The organism is Pseudomonas sp. CM27 (genome assembly GCF_013179515.1).
Lineage (GTDB): Bacteria > Pseudomonadota > Gammaproteobacteria > Pseudomonadales > Pseudomonadaceae > Aquipseudomonas.
Genome location: NZ_JABMCN010000008.1, coordinates 23997 through 46762 on the forward strand (window position 1 = coordinate 23997; position 22766 = coordinate 46762).

The following is a 22766-nucleotide window of genomic DNA, read 5'->3' on the forward strand; positions in this document are numbered from 1 at the left end:
CACCCCTTCCTTACTCAGCACTGCTGCTGAAATCGAGATCTTGGCCTGGCTGAAGGGAGACGATCGCCTTCTTCCAGTCATTACGCTTGCCCAGACCACGTGCGGTACGCTTGGTTTTACCCAGAACGTTAACGGTCGACACGTTTTCAACTTTTACGTTGAACAGGCCTTCGACAGCTTTCTTGATTTCCAGCTTGGTTGCGTCGGTAGCAACCTTGAATACGAACTGGCCTTTCTTCTCAGCCAGAACGGTAGCCTTCTCGGAAACGTGCGGGCCAAGGAGGACTTTGAATACGCGTTCCTGGTTCATCCCAGCAGCTCCTCGAATTTCTTCACGGCCGAGACAGTGATCAACACTTTCTCGTATGCGATCAGACTGACCGGGTCGGAACCTTGTACGTCACGTACGTCGACGTGCGGCAGGTTACGAGCAGCCAGGTACAGGTTCTGATCAACAGCGTCGGAAACGATCAGTACGTCGCTCAGACCCATGCCGTTCAGCTTGTTCAGCAGATCTTTGGTTTTCGGCGCTTCGACAGCGAAGTCCTGAACCACGACCAGACGGTCGCTACGCACCAGCTCAGCGAGGATGGAGCGCAGGGCTGCGCGGTACATCTTCTTGTTGAGCTTTTGCGAGTGATCTTGAGGGCGAGCTGCGAAGGTTACACCACCGCCACGCCAGATCGGACCACGAGTGGTACCAGCACGAGCACGGCCAGTACCCTTCTGACGCCATGGGCGCTTACCGCCACCAGCCACGTCGGAACGGGTCTTCTGCTGCTTGGTACCTTGACGGCCGCCGGCCATGTAGGCCACGACTGCTTGGTGAACCAGCGTCTCGTTGAATTCGCCACCGAAAGTCAGTTCGGAAACTTCGATCGCCTGAGCGTCATTTACATTAAGTTGCATGTCAGTTTCCCCTTAACCGCGAGCCTTGACAGCTGGACGTACAACCACGTCGCCGCCAGTAGCGCCTGGAACGGCACCCTTGACGAGCAGCAGGTTGCGCTCAGCGTCTACGCGAACTACTTCCAGGGACTGAACAGTCACGCGCTCGGCGCCCATGTGACCGGACATTTTCTTGCCCTTGAACACACGACCAGGAGTCTGGCACTGGCCGATGGAACCAGGAACACGGTGCGACACGGAGTTACCGTGGGTGTTGTCCTGACCACGGAAGTTCCAGCGCTTGATGGTACCGGCGAAGCCTTTACCTTTCGACTGACCAGTAACGTCTACCAGCTGGCCTTCAGTGAAGAGTTCAGCTTTGATCGAGTCGCCAGCCTGGAACTCGCCTTCTTCAAGACGGAACTCCCAGACACCGCGACCAGCGGCAACGTTAGCCTTGGCGAAGTGACCTGCCTGAGCGGCAGTCACGCGAGAAGCACGACGCTCGCCGACAGTGACTTGCACTGCACGGTAGCCATCGGTTTCTTCAGTTTTGAACTGGGTGACGCGATTCGGCTCGATCTCGATGACCGTGACCGGAATGGAGACACCTTCTTCGGTGAAAATGCGGGTCATACCGCACTTGCGACCGACTACACCAATAGTCATGTTGTAACCTCATGAGTGTACGGGGCTTTCACCCGCTATGGCCGCCCATTTCAGAGCGTTACACGGACAAGACCGAAGTCTTAGCCGAGGCTGATCTGCACTTCCACACCTGCCGCCAGATCAAGCTTCATCAGCGCGTCAACGGTTTTATCCGTTGGCTGGACGATGTCCAGAACACGCTTATGAGTGCGGATCTCGTACTGGTCACGCGCGTCTTTGTTGACGTGCGGGGAAACCAGAACGGTGAAACGCTCTTTGCGGGTAGGCAGTGGAATTGGACCACGCACTTGTGCACCAGTACGTTTCGCGGTTTCCACGATTTCCTGGGTGGATTGGTCGATCAGGCGATGGTCGAAAGCCTTCAACCTGATTCGGATTTGCTGATTTTGCATTGGATTTCAGACTCCAGGCTGTTCCCAACGGACGCACTACGCCCGCTAAAAGGAGGCGTGATTCTATAGACGCCTCAATTTAGTGTCAACCGAATAAAAAAAACCCCCGCTGAGCGGGGGTTTTTTTCAACCGATCGAGTGATTACTCGACGATTTTGGCCACGACGCCGGCGCCGACGGTACGACCGCCTTCACGAATGGCGAAACGCAGACCGTCTTCCATTGCGATGGTCTTGATCAGGGTGACAACCATTTGGATGTTGTCGCCTGGCATTACCATTTCAACGCCTTCCGGCAGTTCGCAGTTACCGGTCACGTCAGTGGTACGGAAGTAGAACTGAGGACGGTAGCCTTTGAAGAACGGAGTGTGACGACCGCCTTCTTCCTTCGACAGAACGTAGACTTCGGCAACGAACTTGGTGTGCGGCTTCACCGAACCTGGCTTGACCAGAACCTGGCCACGCTCAACGTCGTCACGCTTGGTACCACGCAGCAGAACGCCGCAGTTCTCGCCAGCACGACCTTCGTCCAGCAGCTTGCGGAACATCTCAACACCGGTGCAGGTGGTGGTGGTGGTGTCACGCAGACCAACGATTTCCAGCGGATCCTGAACGCGGACGATACCACGCTCGATACGACCGGTAACAACGGTACCACGACCCGAGATCGAGAATACGTCTTCGATCGGCATCAGGAACGGCTGGTCGATGGCACGAACTGGCTCTGGGATGTAGCTGTCCAGAGTTTCGACCAGTTTACGAACGGCAGTGGTGCCCATTTCGTTGTCGTCTTTGCCTTCCAGGGCCATACGAGCCGAACCGATGATGATCGGGGTGTCGTCGCCTGGGAAGTCGTAGGTGGACAGCAGGTCGCGAACTTCCATCTCGACCAGTTCCAGCAGCTCAGCGTCGTCTACCAGGTCAGCCTTGTTCAGGAAGACCACGATGTACGGAACGCCAACCTGACGGGACAGCAGGATGTGCTCACGGGTTTGTGGCATCGGACCATCGGCGGCCGAGCAAACCAGGATCGCGCCGTCCATCTGGGCAGCACCGGTGATCATGTTCTTCACGTAGTCAGCGTGACCTGGGCAGTCGACGTGAGCGTAGTGACGAATGGTCGAGTTGTATTCGACGTGAGCGGTGTTGATGGTAATACCGCGCGCTTTCTCTTCCGGAGCCGAGTCGATCTTGTCGAAGTCGACGATTGCGGAACCGAAAACTTCGGAGCAAACGCGAGTCAGAGCTGCGGTCAGAGTGGTCTTACCGTGGTCAACGTGGCCGATAGTGCCGACGTTAACGTGGGGAAGGGAACGATCAAATTTTTCTTTAGCCACGACAGTGAACCTCTTGCCTAAAGGGGATTAGCCTTGTTTTTTAACGAGTGCTTCGACGATGTTCGACGGAGCTTCGGCGTATTTGGAGAATTCCATGGAGTAGCTCGCGCGACCCTGAGACATGGAACGAACGTCGGTCGCATAACCGAACATCTCTCCGAGCGGTACTTCAGCACGAACGACGCGGCCAGAGACCGAATCATCCATACCCTGAACCAGACCACGACGACGGTTCAGGTCACCCATCACGTCACCCAGGTAGTCTTCCGGGGTTACAACTTCGACCTTCATGATCGGCTCGAGAACCACGCCGCCGCCCTTCTGGGCCAGCTGCTTGGTTGCCATCGAAGCAGCGATTTTGAACGCCATTTCGTTGGAGTCGACATCGTGGTACGAACCGTCGAATACCGTGGCCTTCAGGCCGATCAGAGGATAGCCGGCAACAACGCCGTTCTTCATCTGCTCTTCGATACCCTTCTGGATCGGGGCGATGAATTCCTTAGGAATCACACCACCAACGACTTCGTTGGAGAACACCAGACCTTCGGTGATGTTGCCTTTGTCGTCCTGATCTGGCTCCGAGAAACGGATCCAGCAGTGACCGAACTGACCACGACCACCCGACTGACGAACGAACTTGCCTTCGATTTCGACGTTGGACTTGGTGATCTTCTCGCGGTACGAAACCTGCGGCTTGCCGATGTTGGCCTCGACGTTGAACTCGCGCTTCATGCGGTCAACGAGGATGTCCAGGTGCAGCTCACCCATACCGGAGATGATGGTCTGGCCGGTTTCTTCGTCGGTCTTGACGCGGAACGAAGGGTCTTCCTGAGCCAGCTTGCCCAGTGCGATACCCATCTTTTCCTGGTCTTGCTTGGTCTTCGGCTCTACAGCTACCGAGATCACAGGCTCCGGGAAGTCCATACGCTCGAGGATGATCGGCTTGTCGGCGTTGCACAGGGTGTCACCGGTGGTGACGTCCTTCATGCCGATCAGAGCAGCGATGTCGCCTGCCAGTACTTCTTTGATTTCTTCACGCTGGTTGGCGTGCATCTGCACCATACGACCAACGCGCTCTTTCTTGCCTTTGACCGAGTTGATCACCGAGTCGCCGGACTGCAGCATACCCGAGTAAACACGGACGAAGGTCAGAGTACCAACGAACGGGTCGGTGGCAATCTTGAACGCCAGAGCCGAGAACGGCTCGTTGTCGTCGGCATGACGCTCGTCGTAGTCGGCCTCGACCAGCTCATCCTTCGGCTTCTCGATCAGGTCAGGGTGGATACCCTTGATCGCAGGAATCTCGGTAGGAGCAGGCAGGAAGTCGATGACGGCGTCGAGAACCAGGGGAACGCCCTTGTTCTTGAAGGACGAACCGCAGACAGCCGGAACGATCTCGCTGGCCAGGGTGCGCGCGCGCAGACCGGCTTTGATCTCTTCGACGGTCAGCTCTTCGCCTTCCAGGTACTTGTTCATCAGCTCTTCGCTGGACTCGGCAGCCGCTTCGACCATGTTCGCGCGCCATTTTTCGGCCAGCTCGAGCATGTCCGCAGGAATTTCTTCCTCACGGTAGGTGGTGCCTTTGTCGTCGTCGTTCCAGTAGATAGCCTTCATCTTGATCAGGTCGACCTGACCCTGGAAGTTATCTTCCGAACCGATGGCCAGCTGAACAGGAACCGGGGTGTGACCCAGACGGTTCTTGATCTGACCAACAACGCGCAGGAAGTCGGCACCGGCACGGTCCATCTTGTTCACGTAAACAACACGTGGAACGCCGTACTTGTTGGCCTGACGCCATACGGTTTCGGACTGCGGCTCAACGCCGGAGGTACCGCAGAACACAACGACCGCGCCGTCGAGTACACGCAGCGAACGCTCTACTTCAATGGTGAAGTCAACGTGGCCGGGGGTATCGATGACGTTTACGCGGTAGTTGTCGTACTGACCAACGGAACCTTTCCAGAAGGTAGTAACGGCAGCGGAGGTAATGGTGATACCCCGCTCCTGTTCCTGCACCATCCAGTCGGTGGTCGCGGCGCCGTCATGCACCTCGCCCATCTTGTGGCTCAGACCTGTGTAGAACAGGATCCGCTCGGTAGTGGTGGTCTTGCCCGCGTCAACGTGGGCACAGATACCAATGTTACGGTAGCGGTTAATAGCTGTAGTACGAGCCATAAAGCCCTCGCAAAATGATTGATGCTTGAATTAGAAGCGGTAGTGCGAGAACGCTTTGTTGGCTTCAGCCATACGGTGAACGTCTTCACGCTTCTTGACTGCAGCACCCTTGCCTTCAGCAGCATCCAGCAGTTCGCCGGCCAGGCGCAGAGCCATCGACTTCTCGCCGCGCTTGCGGGCGTAGTCTACGAGCCAGCGCATTGCCAGAGCGTTACGACGGGATGGACGAACTTCAACCGGAACCTGGTAAGTGGCACCGCCGACACGACGGGACTTTACTTCGACCAGCGGAGCGATGGCGTCGAGAGCTTTCTCGAAGATTTCCAGGGGGTCGCTGTTCTTGCGCTCTTTGACCTTGTCCAGGGCACCGTAAACGATGCGCTCGGCCACGGCCTTCTTGCCGCTTTCCATCACGTGGTTCATGAACTTGGCGAGGATTTGGGATCCGTATTTAGGATCGTCCAGAATCTCACGTTTTGCTGCTACACGACGTCTTGGCATGATAAGCCCTCAAACGGTCTTCAGGTTAGCCCGGGACCTGGGTCTACGACCCCCGCCCGACCTTACTCTTATCGACTCAAAAAAATGGATGTGTGCAAACGGCCGATTACTTCGGACGCTTGGTACCGTACTTCGAACGACCCTGGTTACGGCCTTTGACGCCCGAAGTATCCAGAGAGCCGCGAACGGTGTGGTAACGAACACCTGGCAAGTCTTTTACACGGCCGCCACGGATCAGGACGACGCTGTGCTCTTGCAGGTTGTGGCCTTCACCGCCGATGTACGAGGAAACCTCGAAACCGTTGGTCAGACGCACACGGCATACTTTACGCAGTGCCGAGTTAGGTTTTTTCGGCGTGGTGGTGTACACACGGGTGCACACGCCACGACGTTGCGGGCAGTTCTGCAGCGCAGGAACGTCGGACTTCTCGACCGAACGCTTACGCGGCTGACGTACCAGCTGGTTGATAGTTGCCATCTACTAGCTCCACTGATTGTCTTGCGACTCTATTGTCTTGCAAGAAAGCCAAAAATTGACGAGACGGAGCCTCACCAAATTTAAGGGTACAAAAGTCTACGGAGGATCTTGCACCCAGTCAAGACAAGGCCCCGGCCCTCCTCGCCCGATCATCGGCAACATTGTGTGTCGTCGATGACCGCTCGAGGGTTGCCGGGGCCCTGCCCTGTACTTAGTTACCGCTGGAATTCAGCGCTTCGGTCAGTGCAGCTTCGACCTCACTGGCGCTCACACGCAGCGGTTTGTCGGCTTCACGGCGACGCTTGCGCTCGCTGTGGTAAGCCAGACCGGTACCGGCCGGGATCAGACGACCCACGACCACGTTCTCTTTCAGGCCGCGCAGGTAGTCGCGCTTGCCGGTTACAGCCGCTTCGGTCAGTACGCGGGTGGTTTCCTGGAAGGAAGCCGCGGAGATGAACGATTCGGTCGACAGCGACGCCTTGGTGATACCCAGCAGCACACGGGTGAACTTGGAGATGAACTTGTCATCGCCGGCGAGACGCTCGTTCTCCACCAGTACGTGGGTCAGTTCCATCTGGTCGCCCTTGATGAAGCTGGAATCACCCGACTCCGAGATCTCGACCTTGCGCAGCATCTGACGCAGGATGGTCTCGATGTGCTTGTCGTTGATCTTCACGCCTTGCAGACGGTAAACGTCCTGGATCTCGTTGACGATGTACTTCGCCAGCGCGCTCACACCCAGCAAACGCAGGATGTCGTGCGGATCGCTCGGGCCGTCGGAGATGACTTCGCCGCGGTTTACCTGTTCGCCTTCGAAGACGTTCAGGTGGCGCCACTTAGGAATCAGCTCTTCGTACGGATCGCTACCGTCGGTCGGAGTGATGACCAGACGGCGCTTGCCCTTGGTCTCTTTACCGAACGCGATGGTGCCGCTGACTTCAGCCAGAATCGAGGCTTCTTTCGGACGGCGTGCTTCGAACAAGTCGGCAACACGTGGCAGACCACCGGTGATGTCACGGGTTTTCGACGTTTCTTGCGGGATACGCGCAATTACGTCACCAACACCGATCTGTGCACCGTCAGCCACACCTACCAAGGCGTTGGCTGGCAGGAAGTACTGAGCAGGTACATCGGTACCTGGCAGGTACAGGTCCTTGCCATTGGCATCGACCATCTTGATAGCCGGACGGATTTCCTTGCCTGCGGCAGGGCGATCCTTGACGTCCAGTACTTCAATGTTGGTCAAACCAGTCAATTCGTCAGTCTGACGCTTGATGGTGATGTTTTCTTCCATGCCCACGAAGGTCACGGTACCTTTCAGCTCGGTAACGATCGGGTGGGTGTGCGGGTCCCACTTGGCGACGATGGCGCCAGCTTCGACCTTTTCACCTTCCTTGACCGAAATTACCGCACCGTAAGGCAGCTTGTAACGCTCACGCTCACGACCGAATTCGTCGGCGATGGCCAACTCGCCCGAACGCGATACGGCAACCAGGTTGCCATCGGCACGTACTACCTGCTTCAGGTTGTGCAGACGAACCATACCGCCGTTCTTCACCTGGACGCTGTCGGCAGCCGAGGTACGGCTTGCAGCACCACCGATGTGGAACGTACGCATGGTCAGCTGGGTACCCGGCTCACCGATCGACTGGGCAGCGATAACGCCGACAGCTTCACCGATGTTCACCTGGTGACCGCGAGCCAGGTCACGACCGTAGCACTTGGCGCAGATACCGAAGCGGGTTTCGCAGTTGATCGGCGAACGCACGATCACTTCGTCGATGCTGTTCAGCTCGATGAATTCGACCCACTGCTCATCAACCAGGGTACCGGCCGGAACGATAACGTCCTCGGTGCCTGGCTTGAACACGTCACGGGCGATGACACGACCCAGTACACGCTCACCCAGCGGCTCTACAACGTCGCCGCCTTCGATGTGCGGGGTCATCAACAGGCCATGGTCGGTGCCGCAGTCGATCTCGGTAACCACCAGATCCTGGGCAACGTCTACCAGACGACGAGTCAGGTAACCGGAGTTGGCGGTCTTCAGTGCGGTATCCGCCAGACCTTTACGAGCACCGTGAGTCGAGATGAAGTACTGAAGTACGCTCAAGCCTTCACGGAAGTTCGCGGTGATCGGCGTCTCGATGATGGAGCCGTCCGGCTTGGCCATCAGGCCACGCATACCGGCCAACTGACGGATCTGTGCTGCGGAACCACGGGCACCGGAGTCAGCCATCATGTACATCGAGTTGAAGGACTCTTGCTCGACTTCTTTGCCTTCGCGGTCGATGACCTTCTCTTTCGAGAGGTTGGCCATCATCGCCTTGGACACTTCGTCGTTCGCCTTCGACCACAAGTCGATGACCTTGTTGTACTTCTCGCCCTGGGTTACCAGGCCGGAGGCGTACTGGCTCTCGATTTCCTTCACTTCATCGGTGGCGCTGTTGATGATGCGGGCTTTTTCATCAGGGATGACGAAGTCATTCACACCGATGGAAACGCCGGAAATGGTCGAGTAGGCAAAGCCGGTGTACATCAGCTGGTCGGCGAAGATAACGGTCTCTTTCAGACCAACCACGCGGTAGCACTGGTTGATCAGCTTGGAGATCGCCTTTTTCTTCATCGGCTGGTTGACGACATCGTATGGCAGGCCTGCCGGTACAACCTGGAACAGCAGCGCACGGCCGACGGTGGTGTCGACGATGCGGGTGTTCTTGGTCGAGGAACCATCACGGTCATTCACGGTTTCGTTGATACGAACCTTGATTTTCGCGTGCAGGGCAGCTTCGCCGGCGCGGAATACGCGGTCGACTTCCTGCAGGTCGGCGAACACGCGACCTTCGCCCTTGGCGTTGATGGCTTCACGGGTCATGTAGTACAGACCCAGTACCACGTCCTGCGAAGGAACGATGATTGGCTCACCGTTGGCTGGCGACAGGATGTTGTTGGTCGACATCATCAGCGCGCGCGCTTCAAGCTGGGCTTCCAGCGTCAGCGGCACGTGAACGGCCATCTGGTCACCGTCGAAGTCGGCGTTGTACGCGGCGCAGACCAGCGGGTGCAGCTGAATGGCCTTACCTTCGATCAGAACCGGTTCAAAGGCCTGGATACCCAGACGGTGCAGGGTCGGTGCACGGTTGAGCAGCACGGGGTGTTCGCGGATCACCTCGGCGAGCACGTCCCACACCTCTGGCAGCTCGCGCTCGACCATCTTCTTGGCAGCCTTGATGGTGGTCGCCAGACCACGCATTTCCAGCTTGCCGAAAATGAACGGCTTGAACAGCTCGAGGGCCATCTTCTTCGGCAGACCGCACTGGTGCAGACGCAGGGTCGGGCCTACGGTAATTACCGAACGGCCGGAGTAATCCACGCGCTTACCGAGCAAGTTCTGACGGAAGCGACCTTGCTTACCTTTGATCATGTCAGCCAGGGACTTCAGCGGACGCTTGTTCGAGCCAGTGATGGCGCGACCGCGACGGCCGTTGTCCAGCAGGGCGTCGACCGCTTCCTGCAGCATGCGCTTTTCGTTGCGCACGATGATGTCCGGCGCCGACAGATCGAGCAGGCGCTTCAGACGGTTGTTACGGTTGATCACCCGACGATACAGGTCGTTCAGGTCGGAGGTCGCGAAGCGGCCACCATCCAGCGGTACCAGCGGACGCAGGTCCGGCGGCAGCACTGGCAGGACGGTCAGGACCATCCACTCAGGCAGGTTGCCCGAGCCCTGGAAAGCTTCCATCAGCTTCAGGCGCTTGGACAGCTTCTTGATCTTGGTTTCCGAGTTGGTCTGCGGAATTTCTTCGCGCAGGCGACCAATCTCGTGCTCCAGGTCGATAGCGTGCAGCAGCTCGCGGACAGCTTCGGCACCCATGCGGGCATCAAAGTCGTCACCGAACTCTTCCAGCGCTTCGAAGTACTGCTCGTCGTTCAGCAGCTGGCCCTTTTCCAGGGTGGTCATGCCCGGATCGATAACGACGTAGCTCTCGAAGTAGAGCACGCGCTCGATGTCACGCAGGGTCATGTCCATCAGCAGGCCGATACGGGACGGCAGCGACTTCAGGAACCAGATGTGAGCAACCGGCGAGGCCAGTTCGATGTGCGCCATGCGCTCACGACGAACCTTGGCCAGGGCAACTTCAACGCCGCACTTCTCGCAGATCACGCCGCGGTGCTTGAGGCGCTTGTACTTGCCGCACAGGCACTCGTAGTCCTTGACTGGGCCAAAGATCTTGGCGCAGAACAGGCCGTCACGCTCTGGTTTGAACGTACGGTAGTTGATGGTTTCCGGCTTCTTGACTTCACCGAACGACCACGAACGGATCATTTCAGGTGACGCCAGACCGATGCGGATGGCGTCGAACTCTTCGACTTGACCCTGGTTTTTCAGCAAATTCAGTAGGTCTTTCAAGGCCTTTCCTCCTGGCGGAGCAGGGAGTGGGCATTACCGCCCCACTCCCCTTCGCGTCACGTGTTATTCGGTTTCCAGATCGATGTCGATACCGAGCGAACGGATCTCTTTGATCAACACGTTGAAGGACTCGGGCATGCCCGGCTCCATACGGTGATCGCCATCCACGATGTTCTTGTACATCTTGGTACGGCCGTTCACGTCGTCCGACTTCACTGTGAGCATTTCTTGCAGGGTGTATGCCGCGCCGTATGCTTCCAGCGCCCACACTTCCATCTCCCCGAAACGCTGACCACCGAACTGCGCCTTACCACCCAGCGGCTGCTGGGTAACCAGGCTGTAGGAACCAGTGGAACGCGCGTGCATCTTGTCGTCCACCAAGTGGTTCAGCTTGAGCATGTACATGTAACCAACGGTCACAGGACGCTCGAACTTGTTGCCGGTACGGCCATCGAACAGCACCATCTGGCCGCTCTCAGGCAGGTCAGCCAGCTTCAGCATGGCCTTGATCTCGCGCTCCTTGGCACCATCGAAGACCGGGGTAGCCATCGGCACGCCCTTCTTCAGGTTGTGCGCCAGGGCCAGGATCTCTTCGTCGGTGAACTCGTCGAGGTTTTCCTGACGACCGCCGATCTCGTTGTAGACCTCGGTCAGGAACACACGCAGCTCAGCGGCTTTGCGCTGCTCTTCGATCATGCGGTCGATCTTCTCGCCCAGACCTTTGGCCGCGAGGCCCAGGTGAGTTTCGAGGATCTGACCGACGTTCATACGCGAAGGTACGCCCAGCGGGTTCAGCACGACGTCGACCGGAGTACCGTTGGCATCGTGTGGCATGTCTTCAACCGGCATGATTACCGATACGACACCCTTGTTACCGTGACGACCGGCCATCTTGTCACCCGGCTGGATGCGACGGCGGATTGCCAGGTAGACCTTGACGATCTTCAGTACGCCCGGTGCCAGGTCATCGCCCTGCTGCAGCTTGCGCTTCTTGTCTTCGAACTTGTCGTCCAGCAGACGGCGACGATCGACGATGTACTGTTGAGCCTTTTCCAGCTGCTCGTTCAGTGCATCTTCGGCCATGCGCAGTTTGAACCACTGGCCGTGCTCCAGACCGTCCAGCACTTCGTCAGTGACCACAGTGCCCTTCTTCAGGCCTGCGCCACCGTCGACCACCTGGCCGTTCAGGGCAGAGCGCAGACGCTCGAAGGTTGCGCCTTCGACGATGCGGAACTCTTCGTTGAGGTCCTTGCGGATCTCGTCGAGCTGCATCTTCTCGATGGCCAGGGCGCGGCTGTCGCGTTCAACGCCATCACGGGTGAAGACCTGTACGTCGATGACAGTACCTTTGGTGCCGGTTGGCACGCGCAGGGAGGTGTCCTTAACGTCGCTGGCTTTTTCACCGAAGATCGCACGCAGCAGCTTCTCTTCCGGCGTCAGCTGGGTTTCGCCTTTTGGCGTGACCTTGCCGACCAGGATGTCGCCCGCGCCTACTTCGGCACCCACGTAGACGATACCGGCTTCGTCCAGCTTGTTCAGTGCGGCTTCACCCACGTTCGGGATGTCCGCAGTGATTTCCTCTGGGCCAAGCTTGGTGTCACGCGCCACACAGGTCAGTTCCTGGATGTGGATGGTGGTGAAGCGGTCTTCCTGAACCACACGCTCGGACAGGCAGATGGAGTCTTCGAAGTTGAAGCCGTTCCACGCCATGAACGCGATGCGCATGTTCTGGCCCAGTGCCAGTTCACCCATGTCGGTGGACGGGCCGTCGGCCATGATGTCGCCACGCTGAACCTTGTCACCTTTGCTCACCAGCGGACGCTGGTTGATGCAGGTGTTCTGGTTCGAACGGGTGTACTTGGTCAGGTTGTAGATATCTACACCTGCTTCACCGGTTTCCACTTCGTCGTCGGCAACGCGAACAACCACACGGCTGGCGTCGACCGAGTCGATCACACCACCGCGGCGAGCAACCACGCAGACACCGGAGTCACGGGCAACGTTGCGCTCCATGCCGGTACCTACCAGCGGCTTGTCGGCACGCAGGGTTGGTACAGCCTGACGCTGCATGTTCGAACCCATCAACGCACGGTTGGCGTCGTCGTGCTCAAGGAACGGAATCAGCGAAGCTGCGACAGAAACAACCTGCTTCGGCGAAACGTCCATCAGGGTGACGTCTTCCGGCGCCTTGACGGTGAACTCGTTCAGGTGACGAACAGCTACCAGCTCATCGATCAGCTGCTTCTTCTCGTTCATCGCGGCCGAAGCCTGGGCGATGACGTGATCAGCTTCTTCAATGGCCGACAGGAACACGATGTCATCGCTGACCACGCCTTCCTTCACCACGCGGTACGGGCTTTCCAGGAAGCCGTACTGGTTGGTGCGGGCATAGGCTGCCAGGGAGTTGATCAGACCGATGTTCGGACCTTCAGGGGTCTCGATCGGGCACACGCGGCCATAGTGGGTCGGGTGTACGTCGCGGACTTCGAAGCCTGCACGCTCACGGGTCAGACCGCCCGGGCCGAGTGCGGAGACGCGGCGCTTGTGGGTGATCTCGGAGAGCGGGTTGTTCTGGTCCATGAACTGGGACAGCTGGCTCGAACCGAAGAACTCTTTCACCGCCGCCGCAACCGGCTTGGCGTTGATCAGGTCTTGCGGCATCAGGCCTTCGCTTTCTGCCATCGACAGACGTTCCTTGACCGCGCGCTCAACACGCACCAGGCCAACACGGAACTGGTTCTCGGCCATCTCGCCGACGCAGCGTACGCGACGGTTACCGAGGTGGTCGATGTCGTCGACGATGCCTTTGCCGTTACGGATATCGACCAGGGTCTTCAGAACCTCGACGATATCTTCCTTGCTCAGCACGCCCGAACCTTCGATCTCGGTACGACCGATACGACGGTTGAACTTCATGCGGCCGACGGCAGACAGGTCGTAACGCTCGGCGCTGAAGAACAGGTTGTTGAACAGGGTCTCGGCAGCATCCTTGGTTGGCGGCTCGCCAGGACGCATCATGCGGTAGATTTCGACCAGGGCTTCCAGCTGGTTGCTGGTGGTGTCGATCTTCAGCGTGTCGGAGATGAACGGACCGCAATCGATGTCGTTGGTGTACAGGGTCTCGATACGGACGACCTGAGCCTTGGCGATCTTGATCAGCAGATCGGTGGTCAGCTCGGTGTTGCACTCGGCCAGGATCTCGCCAGTCGCCGGGTGCACGATCGCCTTGGCGGTAGTGCGGCCCAGGACGTACTCCATCGGAACGTCCAGCTGCTTGACGCCAGCTTTCTCGATCTGGTTGATGTGGCGCGCGGTGATACGGCGGCCTTGCTCAACGATGACCTTGCCGGTTTCGTCATGGATGTCCATGACTGCAACTTCACCACGCAGACGCTGCGCCACCAGTTCCAGGCTGAGGCTCTCGCCGGAAATGTGGAAGATGTTGGTGGTGTAGAAGGTGTTCAGCACTTCTTCAGTGCTGTAACCCAGGGCACGCAGCAGCACCGAGGCCGGCAGTTTGCGGCGACGGTCGATACGCACGAACACGCAGTCTTTAGGGTCGAACTCGAAGTCCAGCCACGAACCGCGGTAAGGGATGATGCGAGCGGAGTACAGCAGCTTGCCGGAGCTGTGAGTCTTGCCACGGTCGTGGTCGAAGAACACACCAGGCGAACGGTGCAGCTGGGAAACGATCACACGCTCGGTACCGTTGATTACGAAGGTACCGTTCTCAGTCATCAGGGGGATTTCACCCATGTAGACTTCTTGCTCTTTGATGTCCTTGATCGCTTTGTTCGACGATTCCTTGTCGAAGATGATCAGGCGCACCTTGACCCGCAGTGGAACCGCGAAGGTCACGCCACGCAGGACACATTCCTTCACATCGAAGGCGGGTTCGCCCAGGCGATAGCCTACGTACTCCAAGGCAGCATTGCCGGAGTAGCTGATGATCGGGAATACCGATTTGAAGGCCGCGTGCAGGCCGACGTCGCGGAAGTGATCCTTGGATGCTCCCGCTTGCAGGAATTCGCGATACGAATCCAGCTGGATGGCCAGGAGGTAAGGCACATCCATAACGTCCGGCAACTTGCTAAAGTCCTTGCGGATACGTTTTTTCTCAGTGTATGAGTAAGCCATCAGCGTTCCCCAGCTTGGTCACCTGCTTGTTTGGCTTCTCCCGACGGGAGCAGCCAGAAAATCGTGCAAACCCCTTGGTTTGCGCCACCCACATGGGTGTCTTGCAGCTTGTTATCGGGGCCGGCCTGACCGGCCACCAATAACGGAAAAAGGCCGGTGGCATAAGCCACCAGCCATCAGCCCTTTGCTCAACGCTCAGGCTGGCATCGCAAGGTCGAGATTACTTCAGCTCGACTTTAGCGCCTGCTTCTTCCAGCTTCTTCTTGGCGTCTTCAGCGGCTTCTTTCGAAACGCCTTCAGCTACGACCTGAGGAGCGCCGTCGACTTTCTCTTTGGCTTCTTTCAGGCCCAGACCGGTCAGTTCGCGAACGGCTTTAATCACGTTCACTTTCTTCTCGCCAGCTTCCAGCAGAACAACGTTGAACTCGGTCTGCTCTTCAACAACGGCAGCAGCAGCAGCTGGGCCAGCAGCGGCAACAGCAGCGGTCACGCCGAAGGTTTCTTCCATAGCTTTGATCAGCTCAACAACTTCCAGAACGGTTTTCTGGCCGATTGCTTCGATGATTTGTTCGTTAGTCAGGGACATGACTTAAATCCTGTATTGGGGTGACAGCCTACGCAGCCATCAAATTAAACATATGATTTTGAAAGATTTTACGCTGCCTTAGGCAGCAGCAGCTTCTTTCTGGTCGCGAACGGCCGCCAGAGTACGAGCCAGCTTGCTGGTGGCGCCTTGAATCACGCTCATCAGACGTGCGATAGCTTCGTCACGGGTCGGCAAGGTAGCCAGTACATCGATCTGGTTGGCGGCAATGAAATTGCCGTCAAACGCAGCTGCCTTGATCTCGAACTTGTCGTGACCCTTGGCGAACTCTTTGAACAGACGAGCAGCAGCGCCCGGATGTTCGTTGGAGAAAGCAATCAGGGTCGGGCCTTTGAACGCGTCGTTGAGGATCGAAAATTCGGTGCCTTCAACAGCGCGCTTGAGCAGGGTGTTACGTACGACACGTACGTATACGCCAGCTTCGCGAGCCTCTTTACGGAGTCCGGTCATTGCGCTTACAGTCACACCACGGGCATCAGCCACGACAGCGGACAGAGCGACTTTGGCAGCCTCGTTGACTTCAGCGACGATGGCCTTCTTGTCTTCGAGTTTAATTGCCACGGGTTTACTCCTGGTTTTTACCGTTTCATCTGGCCGAAGCCGGATGTCGTTTTGGTGTCTGATTCGCGAACGAATCGGGAGCACCATCTGCGTGGGCTGGTATTTTAAGGCTTGCGCCACCTACGGTCTTGGATAGCCCCCGCCAGGCAGGGACCCCAATTTTTGCTGGCGGCGCGACAGGTCGCGCCGCCATGTTCTTACACGTCCAGCGAGCTCTGATCGATGACCAGACCTGGGCCCATGGTGGTGCTCAGGGTAACGCGCTTGACGTAGATACCTTTCGAGGAAGCAGGCTTGATACGCTTCAGATCAGCGATCAGGGCTTCAACGTTTTCCTTCAGCTTGCCAGCTTCAAAGCCGATCTTGCCAACGGAGGTATGGATGATACCGTTCTTGTCGGTACGGTAGCGAACCTGACCAGCCTTGGCGTTTTTCACGGCAGTGGCTACGTCTGGGCTAACGGTACCAACTTTCGGGTTAGGCATCAGGCCGCGAGGACCCAGAACCTGACCCAGCTGACCTACAACGCGCATGGCATCAGGCGATGCGATGACGACGTCATAGTTCAGGTCGCCGGCTTTCATTTCGGCAGCCAGATCGTCCATACCTACACGGTCAGCGCCGGCAGCCAGAGCGGCCTCGGCAGCTGGACCCTGGGTGAAGACAGCAACGCGAACGGTCTTGCCAGTGCCGTGTGGCAGCACAGTAGCGCTACGTACGACCTGGTCGGATTTACGCGGGTCAACACCGAGGTTAACGGCGATGTCGTAGGACTCTACGAATTTGGCAGCCGGCAGCGAAGCCAGCAGAGTTGCCGCTTCTTCGAAGTTGTAGGCCTTGCCTGCTTCGATTTTCTCGGCGATTGCCTTTTGACGCTTGGTCAGCTTAGCCATTACACACCCTCCACGTTCAGGCCCATGCTGCGGGCAGAGCCAGCGATGGTGCGTACAGCAGCGTCCAGGTCAGCGGCAGTCAGATCAGCCTGTTTGGCCTTGGCGATATCTTCCAGCTGAGCACGGGTCACGGTACCGACTTTAACGGTGTTCGGACGAGCCGAACCACTGGTCAGGCCAGCAGCTTTCTTCAGCAGAACCGAGGCAGGGGTGCTCTTGGTCTCGAAGGTGAAGCTACGGTCGCTGTAGACAGTGATGATCACAGGAGTCGGCAGGCCGGCTTCTTGACCCTGAGTACGGGCGTTGAAGGCCTTGCAGAATTCCATGATGTTCACACCGTGTTGACCCAGTGCTGGACCAACGGGTGGGCTTGGGTTGGCCTGGCCGGCCTTAACTTGCAGCTTGATGTAAGCCTGAATCTTCTTAGCCATGAGCTACTCCAAAATCGGGTACGAACGCCTGATGGCTCCCCGGATGACTTGCGTTTTATCCCAGTGACGACAAAACCCCGCAGCACACAGGGCTGCGGGGTATGGGATGCTTCGTCCGCCTAGACCTTTTCGACCTGGCTGAACTCGAGCTCCACCGGAGTAGAGCGACCGAAAATGAGCACCGCAACCTGCAGGCGGCTCTTTTCGTAGTTAACCTCTTCGACACTACCGTTGAAGTCAGCGAACGGACCGTCAACGACTCGAACCACTTCACCTGGTTCGAACAGCGTCTTGGGCTTCGGCTTGTCGCTACCGTCGGCAACGCGACGCAGGATAGCCTCGGCTTCTTTATCGGTGATTGGCGCAGGCTTGTCTGCAGTACCACCAATAAAGCCCATCACACGAGGGGTATCCTTGACCAAGTGCCAAGTCCCTTCGTTCATCTCCATCTGGACCAGTACATAGCCAGGGAAGAATTTACGCTCACTTTTGCGCTTCTGGCCGTTGCGCATTTCGACGACTTCCTCGGTCGGAACCAAGATCTCGCCGAAACCGTCTTCCATGCCAGCCAGCTTGACGCGCTCAATCAGGGAGCGCATTACATGCTTCTCGTAACCCGAGTAAGCATGCACAACATACCAACGCTTAGCCACGGGACACCTTTAGCCAACGATCAGGGAGACCGCCCAGCCGAGCAGGGAATCGAGACCCCACAACAGCAGTGCCATAACCAGCACGACAGCCACGACAATCAGCGTGGTCTGGGTGGTTTCCTGGCGGGTCGGCCACACGACTTTACGGATCTCGGTACGAGCTTCCTTCGCCAACGTAAAGAACGACTTGCCCTTCGCAGTCTGCAGAGCTACAAAGCCCGCGACAGCGGCCAGGACGAGAAGTGCGAGAACGCGGTACAGGATAGGAGAGGCGGAGTAGTATTGATTACCCACTACACCAACAACCACCAAAGCCACTACAGCCAGCCACTTGAACAGATCAAAACGCGATTCTTGGGCTTCAGTTTTGGGGGTCATCGAGGAGGATCCTGTAAGAAGAAAGCCATCACACCGAGGTGAAATGGCAGGTCAGGAGGGAATCGAACCCCCAACCTACGGTTTTGGAGACCGTCGCTCTGCCAATTGAGCTACTGACCTGTAACGCTGTATCAGGCCGGCCATTATACCGGCCTGATCAAGTAAATCAACTACTTATTCAATAATTTTTGCTACGACGCCGGCGCCGACGGTACGACCGCCTTCACGGATAGCGAAGCGCAGACCGTCTTCCATTGCGATGGTCTTGATCAGGGTGACAACCATCTGGATGTTGTCACCTGGCATTACCATTTCAACGCCTTCCGGCAGTTCGCAGTTACCGGTCACGTCAGTGGTACGGAAGTAGAACTGAGGACGGTAGCCTTTGAAGAACGGCGTGTGACGACCGCCCTCTTCCTTCGACAGGACGTAGACTTCTGCAGTGAACTTGGTGTGCGGCTTGACCGAACCTGGCTTGACCAGAACCTGACCACGCTCAACGTCGTCACGCTTGGTACCACGCAGCAGAACGCCGCAGTTCTCGCCAGCACGACCTTCGTCCAGCAGCTTGCGGAACATCTCAACACCAGTGCAGGTGGTGGTGGTGGTGTCACGCAGACCAACGATTTCCAGCGGATCCTGAACGCGGACGATACCACGCTCGATACGACCGGTAACAACGGTGCCGCGACCCGAGATCGAGAATACGTCTTCGATCGGCATCAGGAACGGCTGATCGATGGCACGAACTGGCTCCGGGATGTAGCTATCCAGAGTTTCTACCAGCTTCTTGACAGCGGTAGTGCCCATTTCGTTGTCGTCTTTGCCTTCCAGGGCCATACGAGCCGAACCGATGATGATCGGGGTGTCGTCGCCTGGGAAGTCGTAGGTGGACAGCAGGTCGCGAACTTCCATCTCGACCAGTTCCAGCAACTCAGCGTCATCTACCAGGTCAGCCTTGTTCAGGAAGACCACGATGTACGGAACGCCTACCTGACGAGACAGCAGGATGTGCTCACGGGTTTGCGGCATCGGACCATCGGCGGCCGAGCAAACCAGGATCGCGCCGTCCATCTGGGCAGCACCGGTGATCATGTTCTTCACGTAGTCAGCGTGACCTGGGCAGTCGACGTGAGCATAGTGACGAATGGTCGAATTGTATTCGACGTGAGCGGTGTTGATGGTGATACCGCGCGCTTTTTCTTCCGGAGCCGAGTCGATCTTGTCGAACTCAACGATTGCCGAACCGAAAACTTCGGAGCAAACGCGAGTCAGAGCTGCGGTCAGAGTGGTCTTACCGTGGTCAACGTGGCCGATAGTGCCGACGTTAACGTGGGGAAGGGAACGATCAAACTTTTCCTTAGCCATCGATACAATCCTCCGCAGAAGAAATAGTCTTGCGCTGATAAAACAAAGGCAGATATTTTCATATCTGCCTTGTTTGTATGGAGCTCTTGAGCGGATTTGAACCGCTGACCTCACCCTTACCAAGGGTGTGCTCTACCAACTGAGCTACAAGAGCGAAACACTTTGTGCAAAATCCGGCAAACTTGGAGCGGGTAGCGGGAATCGAACCCGCATCATCAGCTTGGAAGGCTGAGGTTCTACCACTAAACTATACCCGCGGAGCTTGCGGCTCTCGCTAAAACTGGTGGAGGGAGAAGGATTCGAACCTTCGAAGCTCTCGCAACGGATTTACAGTCCGTCCCCTTTGGCCGCTCGGGAATCCCTCCAGATGTGGCCGGCATTCTATTTGTCTGCCGTCCTAGTGTCAAGCGTTTTTTCAAATTTTTTCAATCAAATCTGAAACTTAGCTGCTTTGACACCGCTTCCAGTTCTGCCACCTGAGTGGTGTTCCCTGTGAAGCGGGCGCCATTCTATCAAGCTATTCGCCAGTTGCAATACCCTGGCAGAAAATAATTTTGTGTTTTAAGTCTTTGAAATCATTGGAAAGAGCTGAGAGCACCGTTTGGTCCAGCAAACGCTCGCTTTCTGCGGCAACCTTGAGCCAGCGACCCTCCGCGCCAGGCAACTGTCCCAGCACCGGCAAGGCAGTGATATCCAGGCTCAGCAGGCGCTGACGCAGGGCCTCGAGCTGCCCCTGCCCCAAATCGCCGCCGACTACCAGGCATTCGTCACGGCGCTTGGCAGGTGCAGACGCACCCGTTTCACGCAACAGGCGAATTTCTTGCTGATTCCCCTTGTACAGCGACAGCGGGGCGACTTCCTTGACCTTCAGCGGGGCTTCCTGCTGATGCCACACGTAATAACAGACGTTAAGCACCACCAACAACAGAAACAACCAACGCATAGGCACCTCAATTCAGTGGGCAGGCCATGGCCAGGCCAACAAAAACCAGGTCAGGTACAACACGCGCTTGCGGCAGAGCCTCCCTGACCAGTGGCGCATCACCGCCGGTGAGGAACACCGTGAATTGTTCACCCCATAGCGCACGCGCCTGCTCAAGCTGAGTGCGCGCAAAACCCTGCAGCATCAATACACAACCGCGCTCCACCGCCTCTACAGTCGAACGACCTGGTGACAAGCTGGTCAACGCTCGCTCCGCGGAGGCATCGTCGTAGCGGATACGCCGGGTGTGAGTACGCAACTGGCTGCGCATCAATGGCATACCCGGGCAGATGTAGCCGCCCAGATGCTCGCCGTTCGCCGCAACGAAATCCGCCTTGGCAGCCGTACCCAGGTCGATGATCAGGCACGCGCCTTTGGCCAGGTGAAATGCACCCAATGCCGCAAGCCACCGATCCATGCCCAGACGCTGATAATCGTCATAGCCATTATGCACCCCGGCCATTTCCTGAGCAGGCTGCGCCACGCGCGCGTGCACGGCAAACGCTTGCGCGATCAGCGCGCACAGGGCTGCGGTTTCCTCTTCGCTGCGGACACTGACAATACGGCAGCCGGTAAGGCATAGCGAAGCGAGCGCAGCGACTTCCGCCAATAGCGCCTGATCGGAATCGACAATGCCACCGCCTTCAATCACTGCATCAGCGGCATGGATAACCCGCCACTTGATGAAGCTGTTACCGCAATCGAGCTCAAGAATCATCACGCAACCTCAAACTGAGCTCACCACCGCTGAAGCTCTTTTCTACCCCGTCCACTGCAAGGCGCAAACCACCCTGCCCGTCGACGCCAAGAACCTTGCCATCAATATGCGTAGTACCGGCAACCAGCGAGACATTACGCCCCTGCCAGAGATGTGCCTGCTCCCACTCTTCCTGGAATGCGGCAAACCCATAGCGACGATGACGGGCCAATTCGTGCTGCAATTGCTGACTGAGCGATGCAACCAGACGGTTTCGGTCGATTGCCGTACCCACCTCCCTTCGCATCGAGGTCCACTGCTGATCGACCTGGTCGTTGGCCTGCATGTTCACGTTGATGCCAATTCCCAGCACCACATGGCAGACATCGGCGGGATCACCCACCAGTTCCAGCAGAATACCGGTAATCTTCTGCCTGCCAACCAGCACATCATTAGGCCATTTGAGCCCTGCACCCTTCACACCGAACGCCTGCAGGGTGCGCATTACCGCCAGCCCCACCACCAGGCTCAAGCCTTCCAGCTGGCGCATGCCGCCATCAACCCGCAGCACCAGGCTGTAATAAAGATTTTCCGCGAAGGGGCTGACCCATTGCCGGCCACGCCGACCGCGCCCGGCACTCTGGCGCTCAGCCAAGACCAGGAACGGAGCCGCCTGCCCCTCACCGGCGAGCCGGAGGCCCTCGGCGTTGGTCGAATCGATGCTTTCGTAGATGAAAACAGGCCACTGTTCGCCCTCGGCGAAATCAGCGATTGCCTGCGCTTCGAGCAATGCGAGTGGCGCCGCCAGCTGATAGCCACGACCACGAACCTTGTGAATGGTGAGGTTCAGCTCACTTTCCAGATGCTGCAGCTGCTTCCAAACGGCGCTGCGACTCACCCCGAGGGCTGCCCCCAAGGCTTCTCCGGAATGGAACCGGCCATCCTTGAGGAGATTCAACAACTTCAGCATGCCAGTCTCGACTTGGAATAAGGCAGGCATGATAGCCACGGGCTGCTGGCTTGCATAGGAAAAGGGCCGGCAAAACAAGGGCAAACGACCTATGTGGTCCTGGATTTTTGCCTACAAAGACAAAACCCCTACCTGCATGCGCAGATAGGGGTTTTGCGAAATGAATCTTGACGATGACCTACTCTCACATGGGGAGACCCCACACTACCATCGGCGATGCATCGTTTCACTACTGAGTTCGG

The 22766-nt window shown here is 57.5% G+C and carries 20 protein-coding genes and 4 tRNA genes; all 24 read right to left on the minus strand.

Annotation, left to right across the window (positions count from 1 at the left end; all coding sequences use genetic code 11):
* Positions 1-10: 10 nt before the first annotated feature.
* The gene (rplW, locus tag HP547_RS02230; RefSeq protein ID WP_003255484.1) at positions 11-310 is read right to left on the minus strand and encodes a 50S ribosomal protein L23; all 300 of its coding nucleotides are present in this window, start codon (positions 308-310) and stop codon (positions 11-13) included.
* A complete protein-coding gene (rplD, locus tag HP547_RS02235; RefSeq protein WP_003255485.1) occupies positions 307-909 on the minus strand; it encodes a 50S ribosomal protein L4 in 603 nt (200 codons plus the stop codon). The genes rplW and rplD overlap by 4 nt, the downstream gene beginning before the upstream one ends.
* Before the next feature lie 12 nt (positions 910-921).
* Positions 922-1557 (minus strand): 50S ribosomal protein L3, encoded by a 636-nt coding sequence (rplC, locus tag HP547_RS02240; RefSeq protein ID WP_172221128.1) that lies wholly within the window; start codon positions 1555-1557, stop codon positions 922-924.
* Between the two features lie 80 nt (positions 1558-1637).
* Positions 1638-1949, minus strand: coding sequence for a 30S ribosomal protein S10 (gene rpsJ / locus HP547_RS02245; RefSeq protein WP_003186070.1), 312 nt, complete (start codon positions 1947-1949; stop codon positions 1638-1640).
* Positions 1950-2091: 142 nt separating this feature from the next.
* On the minus strand, positions 2092-3285 hold the full coding sequence (gene tuf / locus HP547_RS02250) for an elongation factor Tu (protein ID WP_172221125.1): 1194 nt from the start codon (positions 3283-3285) through the stop codon (positions 2092-2094).
* 27 nt (positions 3286-3312) lie between these two features.
* Positions 3313-5460 (minus strand): elongation factor G, encoded by a 2148-nt coding sequence (gene fusA / locus HP547_RS02255; RefSeq protein ID WP_172285392.1) that lies wholly within the window; start codon positions 5458-5460, stop codon positions 3313-3315.
* 30 nt (positions 5461-5490) lie between these two features.
* Positions 5491-5961 carry a 30S ribosomal protein S7 gene (gene rpsG / locus HP547_RS02260; protein ID WP_008089143.1) on the minus strand — a complete coding sequence of 157 codons (471 nt, stop codon included), beginning with the start codon at positions 5959-5961 and terminating at the stop codon, positions 5491-5493.
* 106 nt (positions 5962-6067) lie between these two features.
* Positions 6068-6439 (minus strand): 30S ribosomal protein S12, encoded by a 372-nt coding sequence (gene rpsL / locus HP547_RS02265; RefSeq protein ID WP_003255492.1) that lies wholly within the window; start codon positions 6437-6439, stop codon positions 6068-6070.
* A gap of 211 nt (positions 6440-6650) precedes the next feature.
* The gene (rpoC, locus tag HP547_RS02270) at positions 6651-10850 is read right to left on the minus strand and encodes a DNA-directed RNA polymerase subunit beta' (RefSeq protein WP_172221119.1); all 4200 of its coding nucleotides are present in this window, start codon (positions 10848-10850) and stop codon (positions 6651-6653) included.
* A 63-nt stretch (positions 10851-10913) separates the two neighbouring features.
* On the minus strand, positions 10914-14987 hold the full coding sequence (gene rpoB, locus HP547_RS02275) for a DNA-directed RNA polymerase subunit beta (RefSeq protein ID WP_172221117.1): 4074 nt from the start codon (positions 14985-14987) through the stop codon (positions 10914-10916).
* Positions 14988-15207: 220 nt separating this feature from the next.
* Positions 15208-15573 carry a 50S ribosomal protein L7/L12 gene (gene rplL, locus HP547_RS02280; protein WP_033703494.1) on the minus strand — a complete coding sequence of 122 codons (366 nt, stop codon included), beginning with the start codon at positions 15571-15573 and terminating at the stop codon, positions 15208-15210.
* Between the two features lie 78 nt (positions 15574-15651).
* Positions 15652-16152, minus strand: coding sequence for a 50S ribosomal protein L10 (rplJ, locus tag HP547_RS02285; protein ID WP_172221114.1), 501 nt, complete (start codon positions 16150-16152; stop codon positions 15652-15654).
* A gap of 197 nt (positions 16153-16349) precedes the next feature.
* The gene (rplA, locus tag HP547_RS02290; RefSeq protein WP_172221111.1) at positions 16350-17045 is read right to left on the minus strand and encodes a 50S ribosomal protein L1; all 696 of its coding nucleotides are present in this window, start codon (positions 17043-17045) and stop codon (positions 16350-16352) included.
* Complete coding sequence (gene rplK, locus HP547_RS02295) at positions 17045-17476, minus strand: 50S ribosomal protein L11 (RefSeq protein ID WP_003255500.1); 432 nt, start codon at positions 17474-17476, stop codon at positions 17045-17047. Before rplK ends, rplA begins: the two co-directional genes overlap by 1 nt.
* A gap of 119 nt (positions 17477-17595) precedes the next feature.
* A complete protein-coding gene (gene nusG, locus HP547_RS02300; protein ID WP_043199430.1) occupies positions 17596-18129 on the minus strand; it encodes a transcription termination/antitermination protein NusG in 534 nt (177 codons plus the stop codon).
* A 9-nt stretch (positions 18130-18138) separates the two neighbouring features.
* On the minus strand, positions 18139-18507 hold the full coding sequence (gene secE / locus HP547_RS02305; RefSeq protein WP_112249307.1) for a preprotein translocase subunit SecE: 369 nt from the start codon (positions 18505-18507) through the stop codon (positions 18139-18141).
* A 44-nt stretch (positions 18508-18551) separates the two neighbouring features.
* Positions 18552-18627, minus strand: a tRNA-Trp gene (locus HP547_RS02310).
* A 54-nt stretch (positions 18628-18681) separates the two neighbouring features.
* The gene (gene tuf, locus HP547_RS02315; RefSeq protein ID WP_172221108.1) at positions 18682-19875 is read right to left on the minus strand and encodes an elongation factor Tu; all 1194 of its coding nucleotides are present in this window, start codon (positions 19873-19875) and stop codon (positions 18682-18684) included.
* A gap of 78 nt (positions 19876-19953) precedes the next feature.
* Positions 19954-20029: transfer RNA gene (locus HP547_RS02320), tRNA-Thr, on the minus strand.
* 29 nt (positions 20030-20058) lie between these two features.
* Positions 20059-20132: transfer RNA gene (locus tag HP547_RS02325), tRNA-Gly, on the minus strand.
* A 24-nt stretch (positions 20133-20156) separates the two neighbouring features.
* Positions 20157-20240: transfer RNA gene (locus HP547_RS02330), tRNA-Tyr, on the minus strand.
* A gap of 152 nt (positions 20241-20392) precedes the next feature.
* Positions 20393-20818, minus strand: a complete 426-nt coding sequence (locus HP547_RS02335) for a hypothetical protein (protein ID WP_172221105.1) — start codon at positions 20816-20818, stop codon at positions 20393-20395.
* A gap of 7 nt (positions 20819-20825) precedes the next feature.
* Positions 20826-21575, minus strand: a complete 750-nt coding sequence (locus HP547_RS02340; protein WP_172221102.1) for a pantothenate kinase — start codon at positions 21573-21575, stop codon at positions 20826-20828.
* Complete coding sequence (gene birA / locus HP547_RS02345) at positions 21565-22524, minus strand: bifunctional biotin--[acetyl-CoA-carboxylase] ligase/biotin operon repressor BirA (protein ID WP_172285393.1); 960 nt, start codon at positions 22522-22524, stop codon at positions 21565-21567. The genes HP547_RS02340 and birA overlap by 11 nt, the downstream gene beginning before the upstream one ends.
* Positions 22525-22766 lie beyond the last annotated feature (242 nt).

Bases quoted from the DNA above. Each gene is read 5' to 3' on its own strand.
- rplW (WP_003255484.1), bottom strand. From the start codon at position 310: ATGAACCAGGAACGCGTATTCAAAGTCCTCCTTGGCCCGCACGTTTCC.
- rplD (WP_003255485.1), bottom strand. From the start codon at position 909: ATGCAACTTAATGTAAATGACGCTCAGGCGATCGAAGTTTCCGAACTG.
- rplC (WP_172221128.1), bottom strand. From the start codon at position 1,557: ATGACTATTGGTGTAGTCGGTCGCAAGTGCGGTATGACCCGCATTTTC.
- rpsJ (WP_003186070.1), bottom strand. From the start codon at position 1,949: ATGCAAAATCAGCAAATCCGAATCAGGTTGAAGGCTTTCGACCATCGC.
- fusA (WP_172285392.1), bottom strand. From the start codon at position 5,460: ATGGCTCGTACTACAGCTATTAACCGCTACCGTAACATTGGTATCTGT.
- rpsG (WP_008089143.1), bottom strand. From the start codon at position 5,961: ATGCCAAGACGTCGTGTAGCAGCAAAACGTGAGATTCTGGACGATCCT.
- rpsL (WP_003255492.1), bottom strand. From the start codon at position 6,439: ATGGCAACTATCAACCAGCTGGTACGTCAGCCGCGTAAGCGTTCGGTC.
- rpoB (WP_172221117.1), bottom strand. From the start codon at position 14,987: ATGGCTTACTCATACACTGAGAAAAAACGTATCCGCAAGGACTTTAGC.
- rplL (WP_033703494.1), bottom strand. From the start codon at position 15,573: ATGTCCCTGACTAACGAACAAATCATCGAAGCAATCGGCCAGAAAACC.
- rplA (WP_172221111.1), bottom strand. From the start codon at position 17,045: ATGGCTAAGCTGACCAAGCGTCAAAAGGCAATCGCCGAGAAAATCGAA.
- rplK (WP_003255500.1), bottom strand. From the start codon at position 17,476: ATGGCTAAGAAGATTCAGGCTTACATCAAGCTGCAAGTTAAGGCCGGC.
- secE (WP_112249307.1), bottom strand. From the start codon at position 18,507: ATGACCCCCAAAACTGAAGCCCAAGAATCGCGTTTTGATCTGTTCAAG.
- tuf (WP_172221108.1), bottom strand. From the start codon at position 19,875: ATGGCTAAGGAAAAGTTTGATCGTTCCCTTCCCCACGTTAACGTCGGC.
- HP547_RS02335 (WP_172221105.1), bottom strand. From the start codon at position 20,818: ATGCGTTGGTTGTTTCTGTTGTTGGTGGTGCTTAACGTCTGTTATTAC.
- HP547_RS02340 (WP_172221102.1), bottom strand. From the start codon at position 21,575: ATGATTCTTGAGCTCGATTGCGGTAACAGCTTCATCAAGTGGCGGGTT.
- birA (WP_172285393.1), bottom strand. From the start codon at position 22,524: ATGCTGAAGTTGTTGAATCTCCTCAAGGATGGCCGGTTCCATTCCGGA.